Below are 25,331 nucleotides of genomic sequence, written 5' to 3'. Positions count from 1 at the left end.
GAGATCAGAGCTGCGTAACGCCGCCCATATAAGGCTGCAGCACCTCAGGCACATTGATGCGGCCGTCTGCCGTCTGGTAGTTTTCGAGCACCGCCACCAGGGTACGACCAATCGCCAGACCAGAACCGTTCAACGTGTGCACCAGTTCAGGTTTGCCGGTTTCGGGATTGCGCCAGCGAGCCAGCATGCGACGCGCCTGGAAATCAGTCATGTTGGAGCAGGAGGAGATCTCACGATACTTGTCCTGTCCTGGCAGCCATACTTCAATATCGTAGGTTTTCGCCGCACCAAAGCCCATATCACCACCACACAGGGTAATGACTCGATATGGCAGATTCAGCAGTTGCAGAATGCGCTCGGCATTGGCCGTCAGTTGTTCCAGTGCTGCGAAGGAGTTCTCCGGCTGAACAATATGAACCAACTCCACCTTCTCGAACTGGTGCTGGCGAATCATGCCACGGGTGTCCTTGCCTGATGCACCGGCTTCGGAACGGAAACAAGGTGTATGTGCCACGAACTGCATCGGCATCTGATCAGCTTCGACAATCTGATCGCGCACAAAGTTGGTGACAGGCACTTCTGCAGTCGGGATCAGGTAGTAATCGCGCTCACCAAAACCGATCTTGAACAGATCTTCTTCAAACTTGGGCAGCTGCCCGGTGCCACGCAGAGAATCGGCATTGACCATATAAGGCACGTTGACTTCGGTGTAACCATGCTCTGCCGTGTGCGTGTTAAGCATGAACTGAATCAGCGCCCGGTGCAGACGCGCCAGATCGCCCTTCAACACGGCAAAGCGTGAACCGGTCAGTTTGGCAGCGGTTTCAAAATCCAGACCCACGCGCTCACCCAGAGATACGTGATCCTGAGGTTCAAAATCCAGTTCAACCGGCGTGCCCCAGCGGCGCACTTCGACGTTGTCATCTTCATCCTTACCTTCGGGTACGGATTCATCCGGCAGGTTCGGTACGCCCATCAACAGATCATCCAGCGCCTGCTGCACGTCCTGCAGCTCCTGCTTGGCCTGATCCAGTTGATCGCCCAGGCTTTTCACCTCATCCATCAGAGGCTGAATATCCTGCCCGGATGCCTTAGCCTGACCGATACTCTTGGAGCGGGTGTTACGCTCATTCTGCAGGGATTCGGCCTGCACCTGCACACTGCGGCGCTTCTCTTCCAGCGCTGCAAACTCGGCAACAGGAAACTCATAGCCCTTTTTCTTCAGCAGACGGGCAACTTCTTCAGGATTGGCACGGACTAATTTAGGATCCAGCATGGAAGAACACTAACCTCGGATTTTTCTGAAAGATGTATCGTAAACGGCAACACGGCATTGCGCACTGCACCACGGACAATAACGCCCAATAATATATAAATCAGCGCCACGGATACATGCCCAAGGCGCAACAAACGCATGATTTCAGTGAAAAGTGGTTAAAAAGAGGGAAAAACGGCTACTTCTTATGGCGCTACTTTTTGTAGCACTACTTTTTATAACGTTGCCGGGGACTCACCTGATCCTGTGATTTAAGATGCTTCAGCTTTTCGCCGATCTTGATCTCAAGCCCTCTCGGCTCAGGCTGGTAGTAACGTCGATCCGAGATCGCTTCCGGCAGATAGGACTCACCCGCCGCATAGGCATCCGGTTCGTTGTGTGCATAGCGATATTCATCACCATAACCAAGTGATTTCATCAGCGAGGTTGGTGCATTGCGCAGGTGCTCGGGTACCGGATGGCTGGCATCCTGCCTGACATCCGCCAGACATTGATTGAACGCCTGATACAGTGCATTGCTCTTGGGTGCACAGGCACAGTAGACCGCTGCCTGCGCAATCGCGCGCTCACCCTCTGCCGGACCGACCCGCTCAAAGGCATCCCAGGCAGCCAACGCCACCTGCATCGCTCTCGGATCGGCATTACCGATATCTTCAGACGCAATGGCTACCAAGCGGCGTGCAACATAGAGTGGATCACAGCCACCATCCAACATACGGCAGTACCAGTAGAGCGCACCATCGGGCGAGGAGCCGCGCACCGATTTGTGAAAGGCCGAGATCATGTCATAAAACAGATCGCCACCCTTATCAAAACGACGGCCACCGGCACTGAGCACCTCTTCCATCTCGCTCAATCTGACCCGTTCGGTATTATCGTCCGACACTGCCAGATCAGCTGCTATTTCAAGCAGGTTCAGTGCACGTCGGGCATCGCCATCGGCCGCGGCGATCAGTTGATCCAGCACGCCCTCTTCAAACTGGATGTTGCGTTGCCCATAACCTCGTTCAGGATCACTCAACGCCTGTTCTACGACCTGCTGGATATCCGCCTGCTCCAGCGAACGCAGCAAATAGACTCTGGCACGCGACAAAAGCGCGTTGTTCAGTTCAAAGGAGGGGTTCTCGGTGGTGGCACCGATAAAGATCACCGTGCCATCCTCAACATAGGGCAGAAAAGCGTCCTGCTGGGATTTGTTGAAGCGGTGTACCTCGTCCACAAACAGGATGGTTTTACGACCATTCTGTGCCCTGAGTTGGCGCGCTTCTTCAACCGCCTGGCGGATATCCTTTACACCCGCCAACACCGCAGACAGGGTGATAAAGTGTGCATCCACCTGGTGTGCAACCAGCTTCGCCAGTGTGGTTTTACCCACGCCTGGTGGTCCCCAGAGTATCATCGAATGAATAACACCCTGCTCAAGCGCCTGGCGCAGGGGTTTGCCGGGCGCCAGCAGATGCTGCTGCCCAACATACTGATGCAGTTTGACCGGCCGCATACGCGCTGCCAGGGGCTGGTAGCCAGCTGTAGCAGTCACACCTTGCCTGACAGAGCTACCCACTGATTCCGGCTGGTCAAAAAGATCATTCATCAGAAACCGCTATCCATAATCACATCCACCCCTTCAGGCGGAACAAATACAAACAGATCCGGGCTCAGATCAGGATTGACCTGCACATCTTCCAGAACGATGGTTGAGCTTTGTCCCAGACTGTCATCCATGGCCAGCTCAGCCAGGATGCCATCTCTGAACAACAGGCGCACAGAGGAGAACAGGTTGTTCTGATCAGAGCGAGGAATCAGCTCAAAAATCTGTGTATCCTCATAGGACTGGATCAGCATGATCTGAAACTGCTCATTCAGCTCATCCACTTGTCCGTTCAGGATCAGAGCCGGGGCTGTACCTTCGCCCTCTTCAGCCAGCTTGCGAGTGGCCTGCTCCAGATCGGGGTCAAATACCCAGATGTATTCGCCATCGGAGATGATCTGCTGTGGAAACGGTGTTTCAGTTTCCCAGATAAAACGATCCGGACGTTCAACGGCAAAAAAGCCGGTTGAGGTTTCCCTTTTGGCACCCTGATCTCCCACACTGTACTGCTCGAACCTGGCGCTGAAGCGATCCTGCCCCTGCAACATTGATGCAAGCTTGTCTGCCGGTAATTCATCTGCCTGCAATGGCACGGCAAACAGCAAAATCAGGGTGCTCAGCGTAGTACGCAGAGTGGTACCCAGAGCAGTTCCCAGAATAGTACGCATATTGATCACTTCCTCGCATCAGTCTCGCGGCGGGGCCGGAGCCATCACTTCACGTTGTCCATTACTGCCGGCAGATGTCACCACCCCGGAAGCTTCCATGGTTTCTATCATGCGCGCCGCTCGGTTATAGCCTATCTTGAGCTTGCGCTGCACGGCTGAGATAGACGCCTTGCGGGTTTCGGTGACAAAGGCAACTGCCTCGTCATAAAGCGGGTCCTGTTCATCATCAAACAGACCGCCACCACCGCCACCCGACGCCATATCATCAGAACCATCAGACAGAAGGTTATCAATATAGTTCGGCGCGCCCAGCAGCTTCCAGGCTTCCACTGAGCGGTGCACTTCATCATCGCTGACAAACGCACCATGCACACGATTCGGAATACTGGTGCCGGCAGGCAGATATAGCATGTCGCCGTTTCCGAGCAGGTTTTCGGCACCCGACTGATCCAGAATGGTGCGCGAATCGATCTTGGTGGATACCTGGAAGGCGATACGTGTTGGCACGTTGGCCTTGATCAGGCCGGTGATGACATCCACCGATGGGCGCTGCGTAGCCAGAATCAGATGAATACCGGCCGCCCTCGCCTTCTGTGCGATACGCGCGATCAGCTCTTCGACCTTTTTGCCCACCACCATCATCATGTCGGCAAACTCATCGATCACCACCACGATATAAGGCAGGCTCTCAAGCAGCGGCGCAGGCTCACCGGCAGGCAGTCCATAATCTTCTGCTCGCCACAGCGGATCACGCAAAGGTGTACCCTGTGCTTCGGCCTGCACCAGTTTTTCGTTAAAACCGGCGATGTTACGCACACCCATTTTTGCCATCAGGCGGTAGCGGCGCTCCATCTCGTTCACACACCAGCGAAGGCCTGCCGCAGCTTCCTTCATATCGGTGATGACCGGCGTCAGCAGATGTGGGATCCCTTCGTAGATTGCCAGTTCAAGCATTTTAGGGTCGATCAACAGCAGACGCACCTCATCAGGCGTCGCCTTGAACAACAGGCTCAGCAGCATCGCATTGATACCCACTGATTTACCGGCGCCGGTCGTACCCGCTACCAGCAGATGCGGCATCTTGGCCAGGTTCGCCACTACCGGATTACCGGCTATATCGTTACCCAGCGCCAGCGTCAATCGGGATGGCGCCTCCAGGAAGGGCTTGGAGTTGAGCACTTCACTCAGGTGCACCACCTCTCGCGACTCATTGGGTATCTCGATACCGACCACCGATTTACCGGGAATCACTTCCACCACACGCACGCTGCGCACCAGCATCGAACGTGCCAGATCCTGTGACAGGTTGCTGATCTTGCTCGCCTTCACTCCCGGCGCAGGCTGTAACTCAAAGCGGGTGATAACCGGGCCGGGGTTGACCTCGACCACCTCGGCCACAACACCAAACTCACCGAGTTTGGTTTCAAGCAGGCGCGACATGCTTTCCAGCTGCTCTTCGGTGTAGCCCTGATCATGCTTCAGCTCAGGGGGATCAAGCAGATCCAGAGAAGGTATCTGGCGTTTCGCGGGTTTGCGCACAGTCTCTTTGGCGGAGGTACCCAGCTCAAGATCGGTTTCCTGCATCGGCTGATGCGCTTCAGACAGAGGCACGATTTTCAGGCTTTTACGGGCCGCTGGATCGACATTCTGAGCGGGTGAAGCGGCAACTGGACGGCTGCCAGAGGGTTGGCCAAATGATGGTTCATCATCCATATCCTCAGCACCGAGATTAAGAGCACCGAGGTTCAGCGTGCTGAGCATCGGCTCCTGTCTTTCCGACACAGAGGACTTTTTCGGCTCTACTGGCTTTGACTCTACTGGCCTTGCTACAGACCCCTTGGCGGGCTGGCGCGGTTCAACCGGCATGGAGATAGCGAGATCCGCATCAGCGTCATCCTCAACACCACGATTACGCCGCGGAAGACGAATATCGCCCAGCTTATCAGTGAACTTGCTGCCGAGTTTTTCACTGAATCTCTCTTTAGGACTTTCTTTAGGCGCATCAGCCATCAGAGGATCGGCTTTAGTAGAAGGAAGCAGCTTACCACCCGTTGCAAAAACAGACAGCAGAGCACCACCAATCGCTTCCAGCATGCGCTGCCACGACAACTCCATATAGAGCGTCAGGCCAAACAGCATCAGGGTCCAGAAAATAACGGAGCTGCCCAGCACACTGAACCAGATCACACTCAGATCAGAGATCGCCTGCCCGGCAAGGCCACCAGCGGTAAAGGGATACCCCAGTGCCTCGTTGGAAATATGGATCGATGCCAGTGTACACAGGCCCAGCACAAACATTACCGCACCTGTCACACGCAGCATCAGATAGGGTATCGCATCCAGCATACCGACTCTGCGCCGCATCAGAAAACGCAGCGTCGGCAACATCAGCATCGGCGGTAACAAATATGCCGTAACACCGAAAAAAGAGATCGCCATATCAGCGATCCAGGCACCCGTCACCCCAACAAGGTTTCTGACATCCGGCTGGTAACCGGCATGTGACCAGCCGGGATCACGTGGATCATAGCTCCAGACAGCCAGCAGCAGAAAAACACTCAGACCGATCAAAACAACCAGTCCTGCTTCCTTGAACACACGTGCAAAGTGATCACTCAGGGTCATCGGGGGTGTAAAACCTTTGTCACTCAAGTCTAAATCCCTTGTCATTTCGTATCGATGCGTATCGCTGTCGTGAATTTTGTATCAGGCAGAGTATTCATACCCTGCCTGACTTGGAGTAGTCTATTGTGCCACAAACCTGCCAAGACTCAGCAGTGTGTAGTTTATAATGTTGAAAAATTATCAGCAGCCCCCATTGAGTTTCTTTAACGTGTCTATTGGCATGAGTCTTATCAACGACTTTTCAGCACAGGAATTTTTTCATCATGAGTGACGTCCAGCATCATCGCCTTATTATTCTCGGTTCAGGCCCTGCCGGCTATACCGCTGCTGTCTACGCAGCACGTGCCAACCTCAACCCTGTTGTCATCACCGGCATGCAGGCTGGCGGACAGCTGACCACCACTACCGACGTCGACAACTGGCCCGGTGATGCCGAGGGCGTTCAAGGACCGGAACTGATGCAGCGTATGCAGGCACATGCCGAACGCTTCAACACTCAGGTCATTTTCGATCATATCAACGAAACCGATCTGAAGACCCGCCCTTTCCGTTTGAAAGGCGATTCTGCCACCTATACCTGCGACGCACTGATCATCGCCACCGGTGCCTCCGCTCAATACCTTGGCCTGCCGTCTGAAGAAGCCTTCATGGGCAAGGGCGTCAGCGCTTGTGCAACCTGCGACGGTTTCTTCTACCGCGGCCAGAAAGTGGCAGTGGTCGGTGGTGGTAACACAGCGGTAGAGGAAGCACTTTACCTGTCCAATATTGCCGCTGAAGTCACCCTGATCCATCGTCGTGACAGCCTGCGCGCCGAAAAGATCCTGCAGGACAAGCTTTTTGAGCGTGCTGAGAACGGCAATATCAACATCATCTGGAACCATGGTCTGGATGAGGTGCTGGGCGACAACACCGGTGTGACAGGACTGCGTATTCGCAGCAAGCTTGACGACAGCACTCAAGAGCTTGAGCTGGCAGGCGTTTTCATCGCCATCGGCCACAAGCCCAATACCGAGCTGTTTGAAGACCAGCTGGATATGCACGAAGGCTATCTGGTGATCCGTTCAGGCCTGAAGGGTAATGCTACTCAGACCAGCATTGAAGGCGTTTTTGCCGCTGGCGACGTGGCTGATCATGTTTATCGTCAGGCTGTGACATCCGCCGGTTTCGGCTGCATGGCGGCACTGGATGCTGAGCGTTATCTGGACGATCTGAATGCCTGACCTGTTTTTGCGCCAGCCATGATCCCCTGGCTGGCGGCAAACAACACCCGATTCCCTTCTGTCGAGCGCGCCCTGGATGAACCCAATGGCCTGCTCGCTGCAGGGGGAGATCTCTCCCCTGATCGTCTTGTACAGGCATATCGGCACGGCATTTTCCCTTGGTTCAATCCTGGCGAACCGATTCTCTGGTGGAGCCCGGATCCGCGCTGCGTGCTCTTCCCTGATGAGCTCTATCTGTCTCGCAGTCTGCGCAAGCGACTGAGACGCCAGGATTACCAGGTGACATTTGATCAGGCATTTGCCGAGGTGATTCAGGCATGTGCCGAAATTCGATCAGAAAAAGGTGGCACATGGATCAGTGAGCCGATGCAGATCGCCTATACTGAATTACATAAACGCGGCATTGCTCATTCCGTGGAGGTATGGATTGAAGGTGAGCTGGTTGGTGGGTTATACGGACTGGCTATGGGACGCATGTTTTTCGGTGAATCGATGTTCAGCCGGCAACGTGATGCTTCAAAAATCGCTTTCAGCTACCTGACCGTACAACTGCAAAGATGGGGCTTCAACCTGATCGACTGTCAGGTGTACAATCCGCATCTCGCATCGCTGGGGGCCAGAGTTATTCCACGCATGACGTTTTGTCGTCTGCTGCAGGAGAATAACGACCAACCCGATCAGACTCACTGGCAGTATGATATCGATGTAGATGCAGTAACCGGGGGATAATAATGACTGACATGAAAACGCTGCGCTTCTATGCGACGCCTACGCATGACTGCAGCTATCTCTATGCGCATCAGGCCAAAACTCTGTTTGTCGACCCGCAGGCCAGTGTCGACAGTGCACTGTACAGCCAGCTATCGGAGCTGGGCTTCAGGCGCAGTGGCAACCATATCTATCGCCCTCACTGTGACTTCTGCCAGGCCTGTGTATCGGTACGTATTCCCGTGGATATTTTCAAACCCGGTAAAACTCAGCGCCGATTGATGAATATCAACAAGGATCTTACCGTTAAGAGAATGCCACCACGCCTGACTCGCGAGTACTATCGCCTTTACCAGAGTTATATCAATGAGCGCCACTCGGATGGCGATATGTATCCACCGACCTCGGAGCAGTTTCACAACTTCCTGGTTGAGGGAAATCAGAACACTTTTTTTTATGAGTTTCGAGATCAGGAAGGAAAACTGGTCGCAGTTGCGGTAACCGATTATCTGCAACACGCAACATCAGCACTTTACACTTTTTACGATCCGGAGCTGTCATCACGCAGCCTGGGCAGCTATGCCATTCTGTGGCAGATCAAGGAAACCCGCAGGCTCGGACTACCTCATCTTTATCTGGGCTACTGGGTAAAAGAGTGTCGAAAAATGAATTACAAGCTCGCTTACAAGCCTCTGGAAATGCTTATTGACGGCCATTGGTCACGTATTAAGTAATATTCATTTTGAATCAAACACATTTTAGGGTAGAATTTCGGCCTTTCCAACCGGACCAGGTTATAGAAACCAGTCTTAGAGGTAACGATTAGAATGGCAAAAGAAGAAGCTTTTGAAATGGATGGCACTGTCATCGACACGCTCCCCAACACAATGTTCCGTGTTGAGCTTGAGAACGGTCATGTTGTGACAGCCCACATTTCTGGCAAAATGCGCAAGCACTATATCCGTATACTGACCGGTGACAAGGTCAAGGTTGAGCTGACTCCGTACGACTTGAGCAAAGGCCGCATCACCTATCGCGCCCGTTAGGATTCTAACAGGCGCCTGGTTGCCCCGTCCCTGGGATCAGTAGCAGGCTCGAATCAGGCTGTTACTGCCTCAACAGACAGCCTGATATCACCATCCTTCTCCTCAATCCTGACATCACCACCCGTTTCAGCAAGCTCTCCGAACAATATCATTTCGGCCAATGGCTTCTTGATCTTGTCCTGGATAAGACGCTGCATCGGGCGTGCACCCATTTTCTCGTCATAGCCATGCTCAGCCAGCCATGTACGGGCAGACTCTTCGACCTGAAGCACAACATGCTTCTCGTCCAGCTGTGCCTGAAGCTCGGTAAGGAACTTGTCGACAACGCCTTTGATGATCTCCGGTGTCAGTGATTTGAACTGAATCACGGCATCCAGTCGGTTACGGAACTCCGGCGTGAACATGCGTTTGATCGCCTCCGAACCATCCGAGCTGTGATCCTGATGGGTAAAGCCTATGGATGGACGCGTCATCGCCTCGGCACCGGCATTGGTGGTCATCACCAGTATCACGTTGCGGAAGTCCGCCTTGCGACCGTTGTTATCGGTCAGCGTGCCGTTATCCATCACCTGCAACAGGATATTGAACACTTCGGGATGCGCCTTCTCTATCTCATCCAGCAGCAGTACGCAGTGGGGAGATTTGGTGATTGCTTCAGTCAGCAGACCGCCCTGATCAAACCCGACATAGCCAGGAGGTGCACCGATCAGGCGCGATACCGTGTGACGCTCCATATACTCAGACATATCAAAGCGGATCAGTTCAATACCCATCTGGCGAGCCAACTGCATGGTCACTTCTGTTTTACCAACCCCTGTCGGGCCAGAGAAGAGGAAGGAACCAACCGGCTTATTCGGCTCTTTCAGCCCTGCACGTGACAGCTTGATCGCAGCCGCCAGCGCATCGATCGCCTGATCCTGCCCCAGCACCACCATCTTCAGATTGCTATCCAGCTTACGCAGCAGATCCTTGTCGGATGCCGATACGCTTTTTGGTGGAATACGGGCGATCTTGGCGACAACCGCTTCGATCTCGGGCACATCAATAATGGTCTTGCGTATCTCTGCCGGCATCAGACGCTGATAGGCGCCACACTCATCAATGACATCGATCGCCTTATCAGGCATATGCTTGTCATTGATATAACGATCAGCCAACTCTGAAGCCGCTTTGAGCGCTGGGTCGGTATACTCGACATTGTGGTGCGCTTCGAAACGGGATTTCAGCCCCTTCAATATCTGATAGGTGTCCTGCACGCTCGGCTCCAGAATATCAACCTTCTGGAAGCGACGCGCCAACGCACGGTCTTTTTCGAAGATGCCGCGGAACTCCTGGAAAGTCGTGGAGCCTATGCAGCGAATCTCACCCGAGCTGAGCATCGGCTTGAGCAGGTTGGAGGCGTCCATCGAACCACCAGACGCCGCACCTGCGCCGATTATGGTGTGTATCTCATCAATGAACAGAATCGACTGCGGCTGCTGACGTATCTCGTTCAATAATGACTTGAGGCGTTTCTCAAAGTCACCGCGATATTTGGTACCGGCCAGCAGCGCCCCCAGATCCAGTGAATAAACGATGCTGTTTGAGATGATATCGGGCACTTTGTCTTCAATGATCAGCTTCGCCAGACCTTCCGCTATGGCGGTTTTACCGACACCGGCCTCACCTACCAACAGTGGATTGTTCTTACGACGGCGCGACAGGATCTGCACCACGCGCTCCACTTCCGCATCACGACCCACCAGTGGATCGATGCGGCCAAGCGCCGCCTGCTGATTCAGGTTAACGGCAAACTGTGCCAGCGCGCTCTTGCCTTTTTCGCCACCCTCACCTGCATCAAGCCCCTCCTCCTGCTCACTATGGGACTCGTTATCGGCGATTTTGGAGATGCCATGTGAAATGAAGTTCACAACATCAATACGCTCGATACCCTGCTGATTCAGTACGAATACCGCATGACTCTCCTGCTCACTGAATATCGCCACCAGCACATTGGCACCGCTGACGTCTGTTTTGCCGGAAGACTGAACATGGAAAACCGCACGCTGAAGCACGCGCTGGAAGCCAAGCGTAGGCTGGGTTTCGAGATTAGGGATATTATCCGGAAGAATAGGGGTCGTTTCGTCAATGAAACTGGCCAGTTGGCTGCGCATACGATCAAAATCGACACCACAGGCCAGCAGGACTTCCGCTGCTTCGCGGTTATCCAACAGCGCCAGTAACAGGTGCTCCACCGTCATATATTCATGACGCTTCTCTCTGGCTGCCCGGAAGGCAGCACTCAAGGTATCTTCTAGCTCACGGTTTAACATGGCTGCAACCCTCTCTATACCGGCTCAATTTCGCAAAGCAATGGGTGTCGGTTGTGTCTGGCATATTGATTCACTTGAGCAGCTTTAGTTTCAGCCACATCACGAGTATAGACGCCACAGACGCCTTTTCCCTGAGTATGGACTGCCAACATCACCTGCGTCGCCTTCTCCCTGTGCAGGTTGAAAAAAATCATCAGCACCTCGATTACAAAATCCATCGGCGTATAGTCGTCATTCAACAGAACCACTCTATACATCGGCGGCTTCTTGATCTCCGGTTTGGTGTCGGCGGTGGCAAGATTGCCGTCTTTGTGATCCTCGTGCTCATCGTCTTTGGAGCTCATTCTGATGATGGCACCCCTTCTATCTATCAGCATAGTCGTATCAGCGTCATTGTCGAACATTAGAAATACATTTATATAGTTGTGATATGGGGCTTAAGTAATATAATTTAAACCGTGGGAGTGATAACTAAAGTATCTGCAGTCCCTGCAAGGATGTAAAGCAACACGCCGGATGTTACGCATTTTTTTCTGGCGTGGAGCATGAGTGGTCGGGCCTGTCTGCTTGCGACAGGCTTTCAGGCAAGGGAAACATGGGAGTGACCGATGCACACTGGAAAAGTCAAGTGGTTCAATAACGCCAAGGGCTATGGTTTCATCCTGTCTGAAGCGGGTGAAGAGGAGCTTTTCGCTCACTTTTCAGCGATCATGGCAGAAGGATACAAAAGTCTTCGCGCTGGTCAGGCAGTTCAATTCGAAACCCAGGAAGGCCCCAAGGGACTGCACGCAGTCAACATCCGCCCCCTGGAGTAACCCACATAACAAAGAAGCCAGCTTTCGCTGGCTTTTTAAGTTCTGTACAGAGGATGCCCGGCACCCTCTGCAAGTAGGCTATTACATCTTGTTGATGATAGCCTGACCGAACTCGGAAGACTTCAGCAGGGTTGCACCCTCCATCAGGCGTTCAAAGTCATAGGTCACAGTCTTGGCAGAAATAGCGCCATCCATACCTTTGATGATCAGGTCAGCCGCTTCAGTCCAGCCCATGTGACGCAGCATCATCTCGGCAGAGAGGATAACGGAACCAGGATTAACCTGATCCTTGCCGGCATACTTGGGTGCTGTACCGTGAGTTGCTTCGAAGATCGCAACATTGTCAGACAGGTTGGCACCTGGAGCGATACCGATACCACCCACTTCTGCAGCCAGGGCGTCAGACAGGTAGTCACCGTTCAGGTTCAGAGTCGCAACCACGTCGTACTCGGCAGGACGCAGCAGAATCTGCTGCAACATCGCATCAGCGATGACGTCTTTAACGACGATTTCCTTGCCAGTTTTAGGGCTCTTGAAGGTCATCCATGGGCCGCCGTCCAGCAGCTGAGCACCAAACTCTTCTGCAGCCAGCTCATAACCCCAATCCTTGAAGGCACCTTCGGTGAACTTCATGATGTTGCCTTTGTGAACCAGCGTCACAGAGCGACGGTCGTTGTCGACGGCATACTGCAGAGCCTTGCGAACCAGACGCTTCGTACCTGCTTCAGAAACCGGCTTGATACCGATACCGCACATGTCGGTGAAACGGATTTTGGTAACACCCATCTCTTCAGTCAGGAACTTGATCACTTTTGTGGCTTCTGGAGAACCCGCTTTCCACTCGACACCTGCATAGATGTCTTCTGAGTTTTCACGGTAGATTACCATATCAACATCGCCAGGTTTTTTAACCGGGCTTGGCACGCCTTCGAACCAGCGAACAGGACGCTGACAAACGTAAAGATCCAGCTCCTGACGCAGCGCAACGTTGAGTGAACGAATACCACCGCCAACGGGAGTCGTCAGAGGACCTTTGATACCAACAACAAACTCTTTGAAAGCTGCCAGAGTTTCTTCCGGGAGCCAGGTATCCTGATCATAGACCTGAGTGGCTTTTTCGCCCGCGTAGACTTCCATCCACGAAATTTTACGCTCGCCGCCATATGCCTTTTCAACAGCCGCATCGACAACGTTAATCATCACAGGGGAAACATCTACCCCGATTCCATCCCCTTCGATATAGGGTATGATCGGATTGTTTGGGACATTCAGGGAAAAGTCCGCATTAACGGTAATCTTTTCACCTTCTGCCGGCATCTGAATATTCTGATATCCCATTCTTTACTCCACTAGTAGTATTCGTAGAATTATCGTCTGCGGCGGTAATTATACACTAAGGGTAGCCCCCTGTTACTGAAAATAGCCCCACGGAACTGGCCCTCAGACCAATGTCGAACATACTGCTTTTCAACAAACCCTTCCGCGTCATGAGTGTTTTCACTGATAACGAGGGCCGAAGCACGCTTGCCGATTATATCCGCGAGCCGGGATTTTATGCTGCCGGGCGCCTGGATTACGACTCAGAGGGGTTGCTGATTCTGACTGACGACGGACAGGTTCAGCACCGACTGGCCAACCCAAAGTTCAAGCTGGAAAAAACCTACTGGGCCCAGGTCGATGGTGAAATATCGGATGCAGCGATTGAGCAACTGCAAAGCGGTGTCTTGCTCAATGATGGGCCCACGCGTCCGGCCAAGGCACGCAGAATGACGGAACCCGAGATCTGGCCACGCACGCCACCGATTCGCACACGGCTGTCGCAGCCTACCAGCTGGCTGGAGCTTAAAATAAGCGAAGGGCGCAACCGCCAGGTCAGACGCATGACGGCCGCTGTGGGATTCCCTACTCTGCGTCTGATCCGCTATGCGATCGGTAACTGGACACTCGATAATCTGTCACCCGGTGAATCACGACGGGAACAGATCAACCTACCCAAGACTCCAACCGACACTGGGGCTGCCAACGCTGGCACCCGATCGGGTGCGAAAAGCACCAGGTCCAGAACCAGGCCCAGTACCAGGTCCAGAACAAGAGCAGCGACCAGACAACGACGCTAAAGCCCTGACTCAGCAGCTCGATACATGCTAATATTGCGCCCGGTTTTATATAGCGACTTACGATTCATAACCAGCAGCCCATTATTTTACAGTTAATCAATCACAGGCCAGATTCAGTAACGTTATCATGACAGATCCTTCAAACCAGAAAGTTATCGTCGGTATGTCCGGCGGTGTCGATTCCTCAGTCTCTGCACTGCTGTTGATGCAGCAGGGCTATCAGGTCGAAGGCCTGTTCATGAAAAACTGGGAAGAGGATGACGGCACAGAGTACTGCACCGCGATGCAGGACCTGGCTGACGCTCAGGCTGTCTGTGACAAGCTGGGCATCAAGCTGCACACCGCCAACTTTGCCGCCGAGTACTGGGATAATGTGTTCGAGCATTTCCTGACCGAGTACAAGGCAGGCCGCACACCCAATCCCGATATCCTGTGCAATCGAGAGATCAAGTTCAAAGCTTTCCTCGACTATGCCAAGGTACTCGGTGCCGATCTGATTGCTACCGGGCACTACGTGCGCAGAGGTGAGCGAGACGGCCACACCTGCCTGCTGAAGGGTCTGGACCAGAACAAAGACCAGAGCTACTTTCTGCATCAGGTCGGTGAAGAACAACTGCAGCAGACCCTGTTCCCGGTCGGCGAGCTGGAAAAGCCCGCTGTGCGTGCACTGGCTGAAGAGCATGATCTGATTACGCATGATAAAAAGGACAGCACCGGCATCTGCTTTATCGGTGAACGACGCTTCCGAGACTTCCTGCAACAGTATCTGCCCGCTCAGCCCGGCAAGATCGAAACACCCGATGGCGATGTGATCGGCGAACATCAGGGGTTGATGTATTATACGATCGGCCAGCGTCAGGGATTGAGGATCGGCGGCCTGAAGAACTACCCAGAAGAACCTTGGTTCTCGGCTGAAAAAGACCTCGAACGCAACGTACTGATCGCTGTTCAGGGCCAGCAACACCCGATGCTCTATTCCGAGTGGCTGAGCCTGAGCGAGATCTTCTGGATCAATGAGCCACCGCCACTGCCGCTCACATGCGAGGCCAAGGTTCGTTACCGACAGCCTGATCAGGCATGCCGGGTGGAAGTGCATCCTGAGCTGGGGTATATCGTGCATTTTGACACGCCGCAACGTGCCGTGACGCCCGGTCAGTCTGTCGTTTTTTATCGTGATGATCAGTGCCTGGGCGGTGGTGTAATCGAACACACCAGCCCAAAGAATCGATAATCTGGAGTTTTGATGTCAAGACAACAAGATGAACAAACGATTGCGCTTGCCGGAATTTTCCAGGCAGCCAGTCTCGTGGAACAGATCGCAAAGCGCGGCATGATTCCTCAGAACAGTTTTGAGACCTGTATTCACAGTCTTTTCATCAACTCGCCAGAGGTGACGGAGGATGTCTTCGGTGGCGCTAAAGATCTGCCCTACAACCTCGGCCTTGGCTTGAGAAATCTTCAGGATCTTGTTGATAAGAAAAAGAATCAGCATAACGCCGATGTGATGCGCTATGCCCTGAGCGCCCTGCATCTTGAGCGCAAACTGAGCGCCAACCCCGATATGCTTAAGACCATCGGGCAACGCATGGATCAACTGGAACAGAAGGCGCGCTACTTCAATCCCGACCATTCCGAAGAGGGCCAGGCGCACCCCAACCCGACCATCTATACTCACAGCAATGTGATAGCAGGCCTGGCCGGGCTGTACCAGGATACCATCAGCACCTTCAGCTTTCGTATTCAGGTCGGTGGCGATCCGCGCCATCTGCAAAACTCTGAAAATGCCGCCAAGATCCGCGCCCTGTTGCTGGCATCGATTCGCTCTGCTCTGCTATGGCGCCAGGTGGGTGGTAAACGCTGGCACATGTTCCTCTTCAAGACTCGTGTACGCCCATCTCTGCAACGCATCATGGCTCGCCGCTGAGCAGATGAATGCCGCCTCCGAACGACCCTGCCGATCCCTTAAAGGACAATCACAGGGTTTTCGGGGGGCATTTGGCCCATCCACGGGCTTTTCAGTTATAATACCCGCCTTCTGACACAACAGTTAAAGTGAGATTGTTACATGGAGCTTTCTGCCCTCACCGCCGTATCCCCAATCGACGGACGCTATGGCAGCAAAACAGCCGATCTGCGCCCCGTTTTCAGCGAATTCGGATTGATCCGTTTTCGTGTCGAAGTCGAGATTCGCTGGCTGCAACAGCTGGCTGCACATCCGCAGATCAACGAAGTCCCTGCGCTGAGCCAGGAAGCCGATGCCGCCCTGAATCGTATCGTGAGCAACTTTTCTCCTCAGCATGCCGAGCGCATCAAGGAGATAGAGCGCACCACCAACCACGATGTAAAAGCGGTTGAATACTTCATCAAGGAGCAGTTCAGGGATAACGCCGAACTCCAGGCTATCTCCGAGTTCGTGCACTTTGCCTGCACCTCCGAAGACATTAACAACCTCTCGCATGCACTGATGCTCAAGCATGGCCTTGACGTGATCACGCAACCGATGCGCGAACTCTGCGATGCCATCGCTGCGCTGGCAACAGAGCATGCTGCTCAGCCAATGCTGTCACGCACACACGGCCAGACTGCCTCCCCCACCACAGTTGGTAAGGAGTTGGCAAACGTAGCCTATCGCCTGCAGCGCCAATTCAGGCAGATCGCTCAGATCGATATCCTGGGCAAGATCAACGGCGCAGTCGGCAACTACAACGCCCACATCAGCGCCTATCCTGAGGTGGACTGGGAAGCCAATGCCCGCAGCTTCGTGGAGTCGCTCGGCATCAGTTGGAACCCCTATACCACGCAGATCGAGCCGCATGACTATATCGCCGAATTGTTTGATGTGATCTGCCGTTTCAACACTATCCTGATCGATTTTGATCGCGATATCTGGGGCTATATCTCCCAGGGTTACTTCAAGCAGAAAACCATTGCCGGTGAAGTCGGCTCGTCGACCATGCCACACAAGGTCAACCCGATCGACTTCGAAAACTCCGAAGGCAACCTCGGCCTGGCCAATGCGATCATGCAGCATCTGGCACAGAAGCTGCCGATCTCGCGCTGGCAGCGTGATCTGACCGACTCAACCGTACTGCGCAACCTCGGTGTCGGCCTTGCACACAGCTTGCTGGCCTATCAGGCGAGCCTGAAAGGGATCTCCAAGCTGGAGTTGAACAAAGAGCGCCTGGATGCCGATCTGGAAGGCTCCTGGGAAGTGTTGGCAGAACCGATTCAGACCGTGATGCGTCGCTATGGCATAGAAGAGCCTTACGAGAAGCTCAAGGCACTGACACGCGGCAATGTGATGAACAAGCAGACACTGCACACCTTTATCGATACGCTGGTCCTGCCCGAATCCGTCAAGGAAGAGATGAAGCAGATGACGCCGCATAACTATATCGGCAACGCAGTTGCTCAGGCTAAGCGGATCTGATTGACCATGCTCAGCAACGTCCGCATTGTTCTGATCAACACCTTTCATCCGGGCAATATCGGCGCGGCTGCCAGAGCGATGAAAAACATGGGGTTATCTCAACTTGTTCTGGTTGACCCTCGTGTTTTCCCCGATCCGGAAGCCACCTCGCGTGCTGCTGGTGCCAAGGATCTGCTGGAGCAGGCACAGGTTGTCAGCACTCTTGAAGAAGCAATAGCCGATTGCCATCTGGTGATCGGCACCAGCGCACGCGAGAGAACCTTCGACCTGCCCCTGCTGGATATCGAATCGGCAGCAGCCAGTATTGTCGAAGAGAGTCATGGTGGTCAGATCGCCATACTCTTCGGCCGTGAGACCATGGGCCTGAACAATCAGGAGATGCTCGCCTGCAATCGTCACCTGTATATTGATGCCAACCCGGAATATCCGGTACTCAATATTGCCCAGGCGGTGCAGCTGATCTGTTATGAGATTCATCGCCATGCACGCAAGGCTGACAATAGCAGCGCAGGCAAGCCTACCCCTCACGCCCCTCAATCCGAGATGGCAATGTTTTATGAACATCTCGAAACAGTACTGCGTAAAACAAGCTTTATCATTCCACAACATGAAGGTCGCGTACTGGATAAGCTGAAGCGATACTTCAATCGCTCACGCCCTGAGCGCGGCGAACTGGGTATCCTGCGCGGTATTCTCAATGCTGTTGAAGAGAGCCTTGTACGCGAGCGTCAGCTTGGGCGTGATGAGGCTCATACAAAAAGCGAGTCCAAGCAAGACATGGAAACACCCTACCAGTCCTGACAGAAGGTAAATGGCTATGGATAACACCTTTCATACCCTGGCTGAACAAGCCGGAAAACTACAACAGGAACTGCAAGCCATCGCAGACAACCAGACACGTGTCGGTTACAACCTCTCCAGTCTGCAAGAGTGCGCCGCTGATATTCAACGCTTGGTACACCTGGTTGGCAATGACCGCACCGCGGCCCTGTCCAGCAAGGACGTCCGCAAAGTGATGGCTCAACTGCAGGACAGAGCCGATCAATTGCAGGAGCTGGTAGGTCAGTGAATATAACCTTCCCGCTTGGCGATATCACGGCTGAAGTCTTTCTGCGTGACTACTGGCAGAAAAAACCCCTCCTGATCCGCAACGCCATCCCCGATTTCGTGTCACCTGTCGGTGCCGATGAGCTGGCTGGCCTTGCCTGTGAAGAAGAGGTGGAATCGCGACTGATCCGCTTTGATGCCGTCAACGATGAATGGCAGATGATGCAGGGCCCATTGGACGAAGCGGTTTTCAGCGAGCTGCCGCCGAGCAACTGGACACTACTGATTCAAGCCGTGGACCACTGGGCCCCTCAGGCACATGAACTGCTGCGCCGCTTCAGCTTTATTCCCAACTGGCGCATCGATGACCTGATGATCAGCTATGCCGTAGACGGCGGCGGCGTTGGCCCCCACTATGACAACTACGATGTTTTTCTGCTGCAGGCCAGCGGAAAACGTCGCTGGGAGATCGGTGGAACCTATGATGAACATGCTCCCAGGCGGGAAGATGCGCCGGTGATGATTCTACCTGAGTGGCAGGCCGAAGAGAGCTGGGTGCTGGAACCCGGCGACATGCTCTATCTGCCGCCCCGGATCGGCCATAACGGTGTTGCTGTTGGTGATGACTGCATCACCTGCTCCATTGGATTCCGCGCCCCGGCTCATCACGAGATGCTGCGTGGGTTTTCCGACTTTGCCGGTGAGCGGCTCGGCCACGATGCTCGCTACTGCGACCCCGACCTGCCACTGCAGCAAGACCCGGGCGAGATCACTGCAGCTGCACTCGACAAGGCCAGACAAGAGCTGCTGGATATTCTGCAGGACCGCGAGCTGTTTGCCGCCTGGTTTGGTGAATTTGTCACCGAGCCCAAGTATCCGGAACTGGCTGCAGAGCCTGATGATGCGGTTTCTGAGGAGGAGTTGGTTGCGTTCTTGAACGACGACGGCTGCCTCTATCCAAGTGAAGGCTGCCGCCTGGCCTGGATGGATCAAGACTCTAAAGGCCAGGATTCTCTAGATCAGACACGCCTTCTGTTTGCCGATGGCCAATGCTACCCACTGACCTCCAGCGCCGCACAAGCACTGGCTTCTCGTCTTGGGCACTACCTCAGCATCAGCCTTGCCGATCTTGAGGATGTTGCAGATGCACAGTCGCTACATCTTTTGTGTGAGCTGCTAAAGCGCGGCTTACTACATGCCGGTAATGATGAAGAAGTTGACTCTGCGTTCGAGTAACATTTTCGGTCAACGTCTATAACAATTCGGGTCTGGCATTCGCCGGGCCCGCTCTTTTTTCCAGACTCTTCCATGCAGTTCGTTATACGGTTTTTACCCGTGCCTGACTGTAAACCCGTTAAAATTAGTATCTTCCGGGAATTTTTCCCGTTTTGTAGTCACTTTTATTAAGAATTATTTGGAATAAAAAACAAATTTAATATTCCTGTAGTTTTTGAAAAAACAACCGCCTCTTCTCAATCAACCAAAGTCTAACTTATGGCACCCACTTCGCTATAGGTAGCGTTTTCACTCACTTTACAAATCAGGCCTGCTGATTAAAGGTTGTAAAAAAATTACACCCATTATGTAAACCACCGTGTAGTCTGACTACATCTATGCTGCTCTGCACAAAAAGTGCTTTGACTCCTCTGTGCCGACACCGCATTATTCATCCAACACAACGCCACTGACCATCGTCTGCACAGCGGCGGGAATGAAGATTCCATAGCACATGACCATAGTTACTTGACCACAGTTACTCCACTAGTAAGCTTGAGAAGGAAAAACCATGTCTACTCTCAATAAAGATATCGACGCCATCGCAACACTGGCAAATGAGTTTGGTCCTGCATTCGAAGGGATCAACCCTGAATATGCTGCCCGTATGCGTGCTCAGAACCGTTTCAGAACCGGTCTGGATATCGCCAGATACACTGCCGACATCATGCGTAAAGATATGGCTGAGTACGACGCCAACAGCGCTGCTTACACTCAGTCTCTGGGTTGCTGGCATGGTTTTATCGGACAGCAGAAGCTGATCGCGATCAAAAAACATTTCGGCACCACCAAAAAGCGTTACCTGTACCTGTCTGGCTGGATGATTGCAGCCCTGCGTTCAGAGTTCGGCCCACTGCCTGATCAGTCCATGCATGAGAAAACCTCTGTACCTGCACTGATCGAAGAGCTGTACACCTTCCTGCGCCAGGCAGATGCCCGCGAAATGGGTGGTCTGTTCCGCCAGCTGGACGCAGCCCGTGCTGCCGGTGATGCCACACAGGAAAAAGAGATCCAGAGCAAAATCGACAACTTCGAAACACACGTAGTACCGATCATTGCCGATATCGATGCCGGTTTCGGTAACGAAGAAGCCACTTACCTGCTGGCGAAGAAGATGATCGAAGCCGGTGCCTGTGCGATCCAGATCGAAAACCAGGTATCTGACGAGAAACAGTGCGGCCATCAGGATGGTAAAGTCACCGTTCCTCACGCCGACTTCCTGGCCAAGATCCGTGCGGTTCGCTACGCCTTCCTGGAGCTGGGCGTTGACAACGGTATCATCGTTGCTCGTACCGACTCTCTGGGTGCTGGCCTGACCAAGCAGATCGCCGTAACCAATGCACCTGGTGACCTGGGCGACAAGTACAACAGCTTCCTGGATGGTGATTACATCAACAGTGCTGATGATATCGCCAACGGTGATGTCGTCGTGAAGGCCAACGGCAAACTGCTCAAGCCCAAGCGTCTGGCATCTGGCCTGTTCCAGTTCAAGAAAGACTCTGGCGTTGACCGTGTTGTACTGGACTGCGTTACCTCTTTGCAGAATGGCGCCGACCTGCTGTGGATCGAAACCGAAAAACCACACGTTGGCCAGATCGCAGAGATGGTTAACCGCATCCGCGAAGAAGTACCGAATGCCAAGCTGGTTTACAACAACAGCCCATCATTCAACTGGACATTGAGCTTCCGTCAGCAGGTGTTTGATGCGATGGCTGAAGCTGGTAAGGATGTATCTGCCTACGACCGTGCCAACCTGATGAGTGTTGAGTATGACCAAAGCGAACTGGCGATCGAAGCAGATAACCGCATCCGTACCTTCCAGGCTGATGCATCACGTGAAGCAGGTATTTTCCATCACCTGATCACACTGCCGACCTACCACACAGCTGCGCTGTCTACCGACAACCTGGCTAAAGAGTACTTCGGTGATGCCGGTATGCTGGGCTATGTTGAAGGCGTGCAGCGTAAAGAGATCCGCCAGGGTATCGCCTGCGTCAAGCACCAGAACATGGCTGGCTCCGATATGGGCGACGATCACAAAGAGTACTTCTCTGGTGATGCCGCACTGAAGGCCTCCGGTAAAGACAACACGATGAACCAGTTCTAAGTTTTTATCTCCCCACTAGGCTAGTTCTGCCAGGGTCGCGCAAGCGGCCCTTTTTTTATGTCTAGACTGTATGTCTGGCAATGCAGGAGCAATAGCCAGTGGTGCCAGCCTCGAGCCGCCTGTCCCATATATATTCACATCACACAGCAGCCAACTGATACCAATATTTTATAATATTCCTATTTAAGGATATTAAGTCCAATAAACATATTTAAGTGCTCTTTTGGTAACTTTAAAATATGAAACATAATATTACTCGCATTATGTGCTACTCTGGTAACTTAAACATGAGTTAATGATTTAATATCCGATAAAAGGTACGTTATGATAGCCAGCATAAAGTCCCCTGCTGCCATCGCTGAAGAACTGGGCGAGCGGTTGAAACACGCACGCCTGAACCGAGACCTGACTCAGGTCGAAGTGGCCGAGCGTGCAGGTGTTTCGCGCAAAGTGGTGCTCAATGCCGAGAAAGGCAAAGTCCATCTGGAAGCCTTTGTTGCCATTCTCAGTGCACTGAATCTGACAGACCAGCTCGACAAATTCCTGCCGGTACAAACCATCTCACCTGTTCAGCTGTCAAAGCTGCAAGGCAAGGTACGCCAGCGGGCATCAGGCCAGCGCAAGGCATCAGATGAGGAGGCACCCGAATGGTAATGCAGGTAATCCGGGTCATCTACAAGGATCTTGAAGCGGGAGCAATCAGCTTTGACACCGAGGCAGGGCTGGGCGCTTTTGAGTACACCTCATCATTTATTGACCAGGGCATTGAGCTATCTCCCCTGAAGATGCCACTGGCCAAGCGGATCTACTCCTTTCCTGAACTTGGCTTTGAAACTTACAAGGGCCTGCCCGGCCTGGTGGCCGACTCCCTGCCAGATGACTTCGGTAATGCCGTACTCAATACCTGGGTCGCCAGTCAGGGCAAACAGCCGCATGAGATCACGCCACTGCAGCGACTTCAATACACCGGCAAACGCGGCATGGGCGCTCTTGAGTATGCACCCGCAACCCGACTGAAGAACCTGAACGCCTCACACGCCGTTGAGATAGACGCTCTGGTGGAGATTGCTCAGGAGGTACTGGACAACCGGACAGGCTTTACCATCGAATTGAACAAAGCGGGTCATGAAGACAGAGAAGCGATGATGGCACTGCTGTCGGTCGGCATGAGCGCAGGCGGCGCACGCCCCAAAGCGGTACTGGCATTCAATGACGACTTCACCCTGGTGCGATCAGGCCAGAGCAACGTACCCGAAGGCTTCACGCACTACCTGATGAAATTTGACGGTGTCAGCGAACATAGCCGAACCCGAGAAACGTTTGGCGACCCGATGGGATATGGCGCCATGGAGTATGTGTATCACCTGATGGCCACAGGCTGTGGTATAGAGATGATGCCCTGCCGACTGCTGGATGAAGGCAATCGCCGCCACTTCATCACCCAGCGCTTTGATCGGGTCGACAACCGGAAGATCCATATCCAGACCCTGAATGGACTGGCCCATGTGGATTACAAAATGCCCGGCAGCTTCTCCTATGCAGAGTTATTCGGTGTCGCACGCGCCCTTAAACTGCCTGCCACCGCAGCAGAGCAACTGTTAAAGCGGATGGTCTTCAACATCGTTGCACGCAACCATGATGACCACGCCAAAAACTTCGCCTTCATGCTACACAACGACCAATGGACACTGGCCCCCGCTTACGACCTGGCTTACAGCTACAGACCTGGCAGTCGCTGGATCAACAGCCACTGGATGAGTCTTAACGGAAAGCGCGACCACTTCATCCGCAGTGATTTCTACACCCTGGAAAAACTCAGCCCCCTCTTTTCCCGAGCAAAAATCAACCGGGTGCTGGACGAGACCATCAGTCAGGTAGCACAGTGGCGAACACTGGCAAGGGAACATCAGGTACCTGAATCACTGTTTGATGAGGTTGGAGGTAATCTGCGGTTGGATTTGTGAGTAGTAAGATCTTGCGTGTAAGAGTGCCAGAAGCTCTCACTACAGTGGCTATTGGCAGCCAGCAACTCCATTTTTCCATGGATATTTTGTTAAGCTTTCCTTCAAAATCTCTATAAAGCCAGAAACACGTGCTGATCGTTCAGCTTCAGAGCTACTGACCAAAGCAACAATATCTGCACTTGGTAACTTATAATCTGGTAATAATCGAACTAATGATCCAGATCTTAGCTCTGGAGTTACATCCCACTCCGATCTCATGATAATCCCCAAACCTGCTTCTGCCCAGTCTTTTACAACACGCCCCTCATTACAAGAAAGACAAGGATTTATGCGGACAGTCGTATGCTCTCCTTTATTGTTTTCAAACTCCCACAAGGTTACATCTTCATTATTTTCTCTTAGAGCAATGCACGCATGATTTAAAAGATCCCTGGGGTGCTTTGGCTCACCATATTTTTCAATATAAACTGGTGATGCGCATATGAAACGATCATTATTGGCTAAGGTTATCATCTTAAGTGATGAATCCTTCAGTACACCTATATATATAATAATGTCCCATTTATGGTGAGTGGACCAGTTCGGCTGATCTGATAACTCTAATTCTATATCAAGTTTTTGATGTTTTATTTTATATTCTGCCAGCAAATGAGCGACATATTCATTTCCAAATCCCAGTGGAGCAAGAACTCTGAGCTTACCTGTTACCGTATTTTTTATACTGCTTAATTGTTCTTCCAGTTCATCTATATGCCTCAATATTACCAACCCTTTGTCTACGAGAAGCTTGCCCTCCTCAGTTAAGCTGACAACACGCGAAGGCCGCTGGATTAAAGATACCGATAACTTACTTTCAATGTGCTGCAGTCTCAGTGTGACTGAAGGTGGACTGACATTGAGAGCGCGTGCAGCCTCTGCCAGAGTTCTGCAACCACTTACTACGGTTAGAAATTCCAAGTCTTCTGTTGAAATCATTAAGCAAAAACCTAATCAATGAATTATTTTTTGTTAATTTACTTTTAATCAATCTAGCCAAATAATGATTAAAAATCAAATTATTTATGAACCAATACAAGAAGCAGGAATATTCATGACAAATCATGACGAGACATACAGAACACTAGCCCGAATAT

At 52.7% G+C, this 25,331-nt stretch carries 22 protein-coding genes and 2 pseudogenes; 15 read left to right on the top strand and 9 right to left on the bottom strand.

What is annotated here, in order from left to right:
* Window positions 1–4: 4 nt before the first annotated feature.
* From serS to ACK3CJ_RS10400, 5 genes and pseudogenes are all read right to left on the bottom strand, one after another.
* Window positions 5–1,276 (bottom strand): serine--tRNA ligase, encoded by a 1,272-nt coding sequence (gene serS / locus ACK3CJ_RS10420; protein WP_409526340.1) that lies wholly within the window; start codon window positions 1,274–1,276, stop codon window positions 5–7.
* Window positions 1,277–1,484: 208 nt separating this feature from the next.
* Window positions 1,485–2,867, bottom strand: coding sequence for a replication-associated recombination protein A (locus ACK3CJ_RS10415; RefSeq protein WP_409526339.1), 1,383 nt, complete (start codon window positions 2,865–2,867; stop codon window positions 1,485–1,487).
* The gene (gene lolA, locus ACK3CJ_RS10410) at window positions 2,867–3,532 is read right to left on the bottom strand and encodes an outer membrane lipoprotein chaperone LolA (protein ID WP_409526338.1); all 666 of its coding nucleotides are present in this window, start codon (window positions 3,530–3,532) and stop codon (window positions 2,867–2,869) included. Before lolA ends, ACK3CJ_RS10415 begins: the two co-directional genes overlap by 1 nt.
* An 18-nt stretch (window positions 3,533–3,550) precedes the next feature.
* Window positions 3,551–5,047, bottom strand: a pseudogene (locus tag ACK3CJ_RS10405) (DNA translocase FtsK); the annotation flags it as partial.
* 621 nt (window positions 5,048–5,668) lie between these two features.
* Window positions 5,669–6,157: pseudogene (locus tag ACK3CJ_RS10400) on the bottom strand (DNA translocase FtsK 4TM domain-containing protein); the annotation flags it as partial.
* A 263-nt stretch (window positions 6,158–6,420) separates the two neighbouring features.
* On the opposite strand from ACK3CJ_RS10400, the gene trxB reads away from it, so the two are divergent.
* From trxB to infA, 4 genes are all read left to right on the top strand, one after another.
* Window positions 6,421–7,377, top strand: coding sequence for a thioredoxin-disulfide reductase (trxB, locus tag ACK3CJ_RS10395; RefSeq protein ID WP_409526337.1), 957 nt, complete (start codon window positions 6,421–6,423; stop codon window positions 7,375–7,377).
* Between the two features lie 18 nt (window positions 7,378–7,395).
* Window positions 7,396–8,106: a leucyl/phenylalanyl-tRNA--protein transferase gene (gene aat, locus ACK3CJ_RS10390; protein WP_409526336.1), complete on the top strand. Its 711-nt coding sequence runs from the start codon at window positions 7,396–7,398 to the stop codon at window positions 8,104–8,106.
* Window positions 8,107–8,108: 2 nt separating this feature from the next.
* Entirely contained in the window at window positions 8,109–8,819 is a 711-nt protein-coding gene (locus tag ACK3CJ_RS10385) for an arginyltransferase (RefSeq protein WP_409526335.1), read from the top strand.
* 93 nt (window positions 8,820–8,912) lie between these two features.
* Window positions 8,913–9,131 carry a translation initiation factor IF-1 gene (infA, locus tag ACK3CJ_RS10380; RefSeq protein WP_151704709.1) on the top strand — a complete coding sequence of 73 codons (219 nt, stop codon included), beginning with the start codon at window positions 8,913–8,915 and terminating at the stop codon, window positions 9,129–9,131.
* Window positions 9,132–9,184: 53 nt separating this feature from the next.
* On the opposite strand, the gene clpA is transcribed toward infA, so the two are convergent.
* Window positions 9,185–11,443, bottom strand: coding sequence for an ATP-dependent Clp protease ATP-binding subunit ClpA (gene clpA, locus ACK3CJ_RS10375; protein ID WP_409526334.1), 2,259 nt, complete (start codon window positions 11,441–11,443; stop codon window positions 9,185–9,187).
* Between the two features lie 14 nt (window positions 11,444–11,457).
* Complete coding sequence (gene clpS / locus ACK3CJ_RS10370; RefSeq protein WP_409526579.1) at window positions 11,458–11,820, bottom strand: ATP-dependent Clp protease adapter ClpS; 363 nt, start codon at window positions 11,818–11,820, stop codon at window positions 11,458–11,460.
* 231 nt (window positions 11,821–12,051) lie between these two features.
* On the opposite strand from clpS, the gene ACK3CJ_RS10365 reads away from it, so the two are divergent.
* A complete protein-coding gene (locus ACK3CJ_RS10365; RefSeq protein WP_409526333.1) occupies window positions 12,052–12,258 on the top strand; it encodes a cold shock domain-containing protein in 207 nt (68 codons plus the stop codon).
* A gap of 81 nt (window positions 12,259–12,339) precedes the next feature.
* Here the strand turns inward: ACK3CJ_RS10365 and icd are convergent, their stop codons facing one another.
* Window positions 12,340–13,596, bottom strand: coding sequence for an NADP-dependent isocitrate dehydrogenase (icd, locus tag ACK3CJ_RS10360; protein ID WP_409526332.1), 1,257 nt, complete (start codon window positions 13,594–13,596; stop codon window positions 12,340–12,342).
* 110 nt (window positions 13,597–13,706) lie between these two features.
* Between icd and ACK3CJ_RS10355 the strand changes: the two genes are divergently transcribed.
* From ACK3CJ_RS10355 to ACK3CJ_RS10310, 10 genes are all read left to right on the top strand, one after another.
* A complete protein-coding gene (locus ACK3CJ_RS10355; RefSeq protein ID WP_409526331.1) occupies window positions 13,707–14,375 on the top strand; it encodes a pseudouridine synthase in 669 nt (222 codons plus the stop codon).
* A 127-nt stretch (window positions 14,376–14,502) separates the two neighbouring features.
* Window positions 14,503–15,606, top strand: coding sequence for a tRNA 2-thiouridine(34) synthase MnmA (gene mnmA, locus ACK3CJ_RS10350; protein ID WP_409526330.1), 1,104 nt, complete (start codon window positions 14,503–14,505; stop codon window positions 15,604–15,606).
* A 12-nt stretch (window positions 15,607–15,618) separates the two neighbouring features.
* The gene (gene hflD, locus ACK3CJ_RS10345) at window positions 15,619–16,299 is read left to right on the top strand and encodes a high frequency lysogenization protein HflD (protein ID WP_409526329.1); all 681 of its coding nucleotides are present in this window, start codon (window positions 15,619–15,621) and stop codon (window positions 16,297–16,299) included.
* A 141-nt stretch (window positions 16,300–16,440) separates the two neighbouring features.
* Window positions 16,441–17,805, top strand: a complete 1,365-nt coding sequence (gene purB, locus ACK3CJ_RS10340) for an adenylosuccinate lyase (RefSeq protein ID WP_409526328.1) — start codon at window positions 16,441–16,443, stop codon at window positions 17,803–17,805.
* Window positions 17,806–17,811: 6 nt separating this feature from the next.
* Window positions 17,812–18,606: an RNA methyltransferase gene (locus ACK3CJ_RS10335; RefSeq protein ID WP_409526327.1), complete on the top strand. Its 795-nt coding sequence runs from the start codon at window positions 17,812–17,814 to the stop codon at window positions 18,604–18,606.
* Window positions 18,607–18,622: 16 nt separating this feature from the next.
* Window positions 18,623–18,874, top strand: a complete 252-nt coding sequence (locus ACK3CJ_RS10330; RefSeq protein ID WP_409526326.1) for a hypothetical protein — start codon at window positions 18,623–18,625, stop codon at window positions 18,872–18,874.
* Complete coding sequence (locus ACK3CJ_RS10325; RefSeq protein ID WP_409526325.1) at window positions 18,871–20,088, top strand: JmjC domain-containing protein; 1,218 nt, start codon at window positions 18,871–18,873, stop codon at window positions 20,086–20,088. Before ACK3CJ_RS10330 ends, ACK3CJ_RS10325 begins: the two co-directional genes overlap by 4 nt.
* A gap of 550 nt (window positions 20,089–20,638) precedes the next feature.
* Entirely contained in the window at window positions 20,639–22,234 is a 1,596-nt protein-coding gene (locus ACK3CJ_RS10320; protein ID WP_409526324.1) for an isocitrate lyase, read from the top strand.
* Window positions 22,235–22,558: 324 nt separating this feature from the next.
* Window positions 22,559–22,888 (top strand): helix-turn-helix transcriptional regulator, encoded by a 330-nt coding sequence (locus ACK3CJ_RS10315; RefSeq protein WP_151704697.1) that lies wholly within the window; start codon window positions 22,559–22,561, stop codon window positions 22,886–22,888.
* Window positions 22,882–24,198 carry a type II toxin-antitoxin system HipA family toxin gene (locus ACK3CJ_RS10310; RefSeq protein WP_409526323.1) on the top strand — a complete coding sequence of 439 codons (1,317 nt, stop codon included), beginning with the start codon at window positions 22,882–22,884 and terminating at the stop codon, window positions 24,196–24,198. The genes ACK3CJ_RS10315 and ACK3CJ_RS10310 overlap by 7 nt, the downstream gene beginning before the upstream one ends.
* 48 nt (window positions 24,199–24,246) lie before the next feature.
* Here ACK3CJ_RS10310 and ACK3CJ_RS10305 read toward each other — a convergent pair whose 3' ends face one another.
* Complete coding sequence (locus ACK3CJ_RS10305; RefSeq protein WP_409526322.1) at window positions 24,247–25,173, bottom strand: LysR family transcriptional regulator; 927 nt, start codon at window positions 25,171–25,173, stop codon at window positions 24,247–24,249.
* Window positions 25,174–25,331 lie beyond the last annotated feature (158 nt).

It is taken from the genome of Nitrincola salilacus, from assembly GCF_046271865.1.
GTDB lineage: Bacteria > Pseudomonadota > Gammaproteobacteria > Pseudomonadales > Balneatricaceae > Nitrincola > Nitrincola salilacus.
This window is presented reverse-complemented; position numbering and strand designations above follow the sequence as displayed.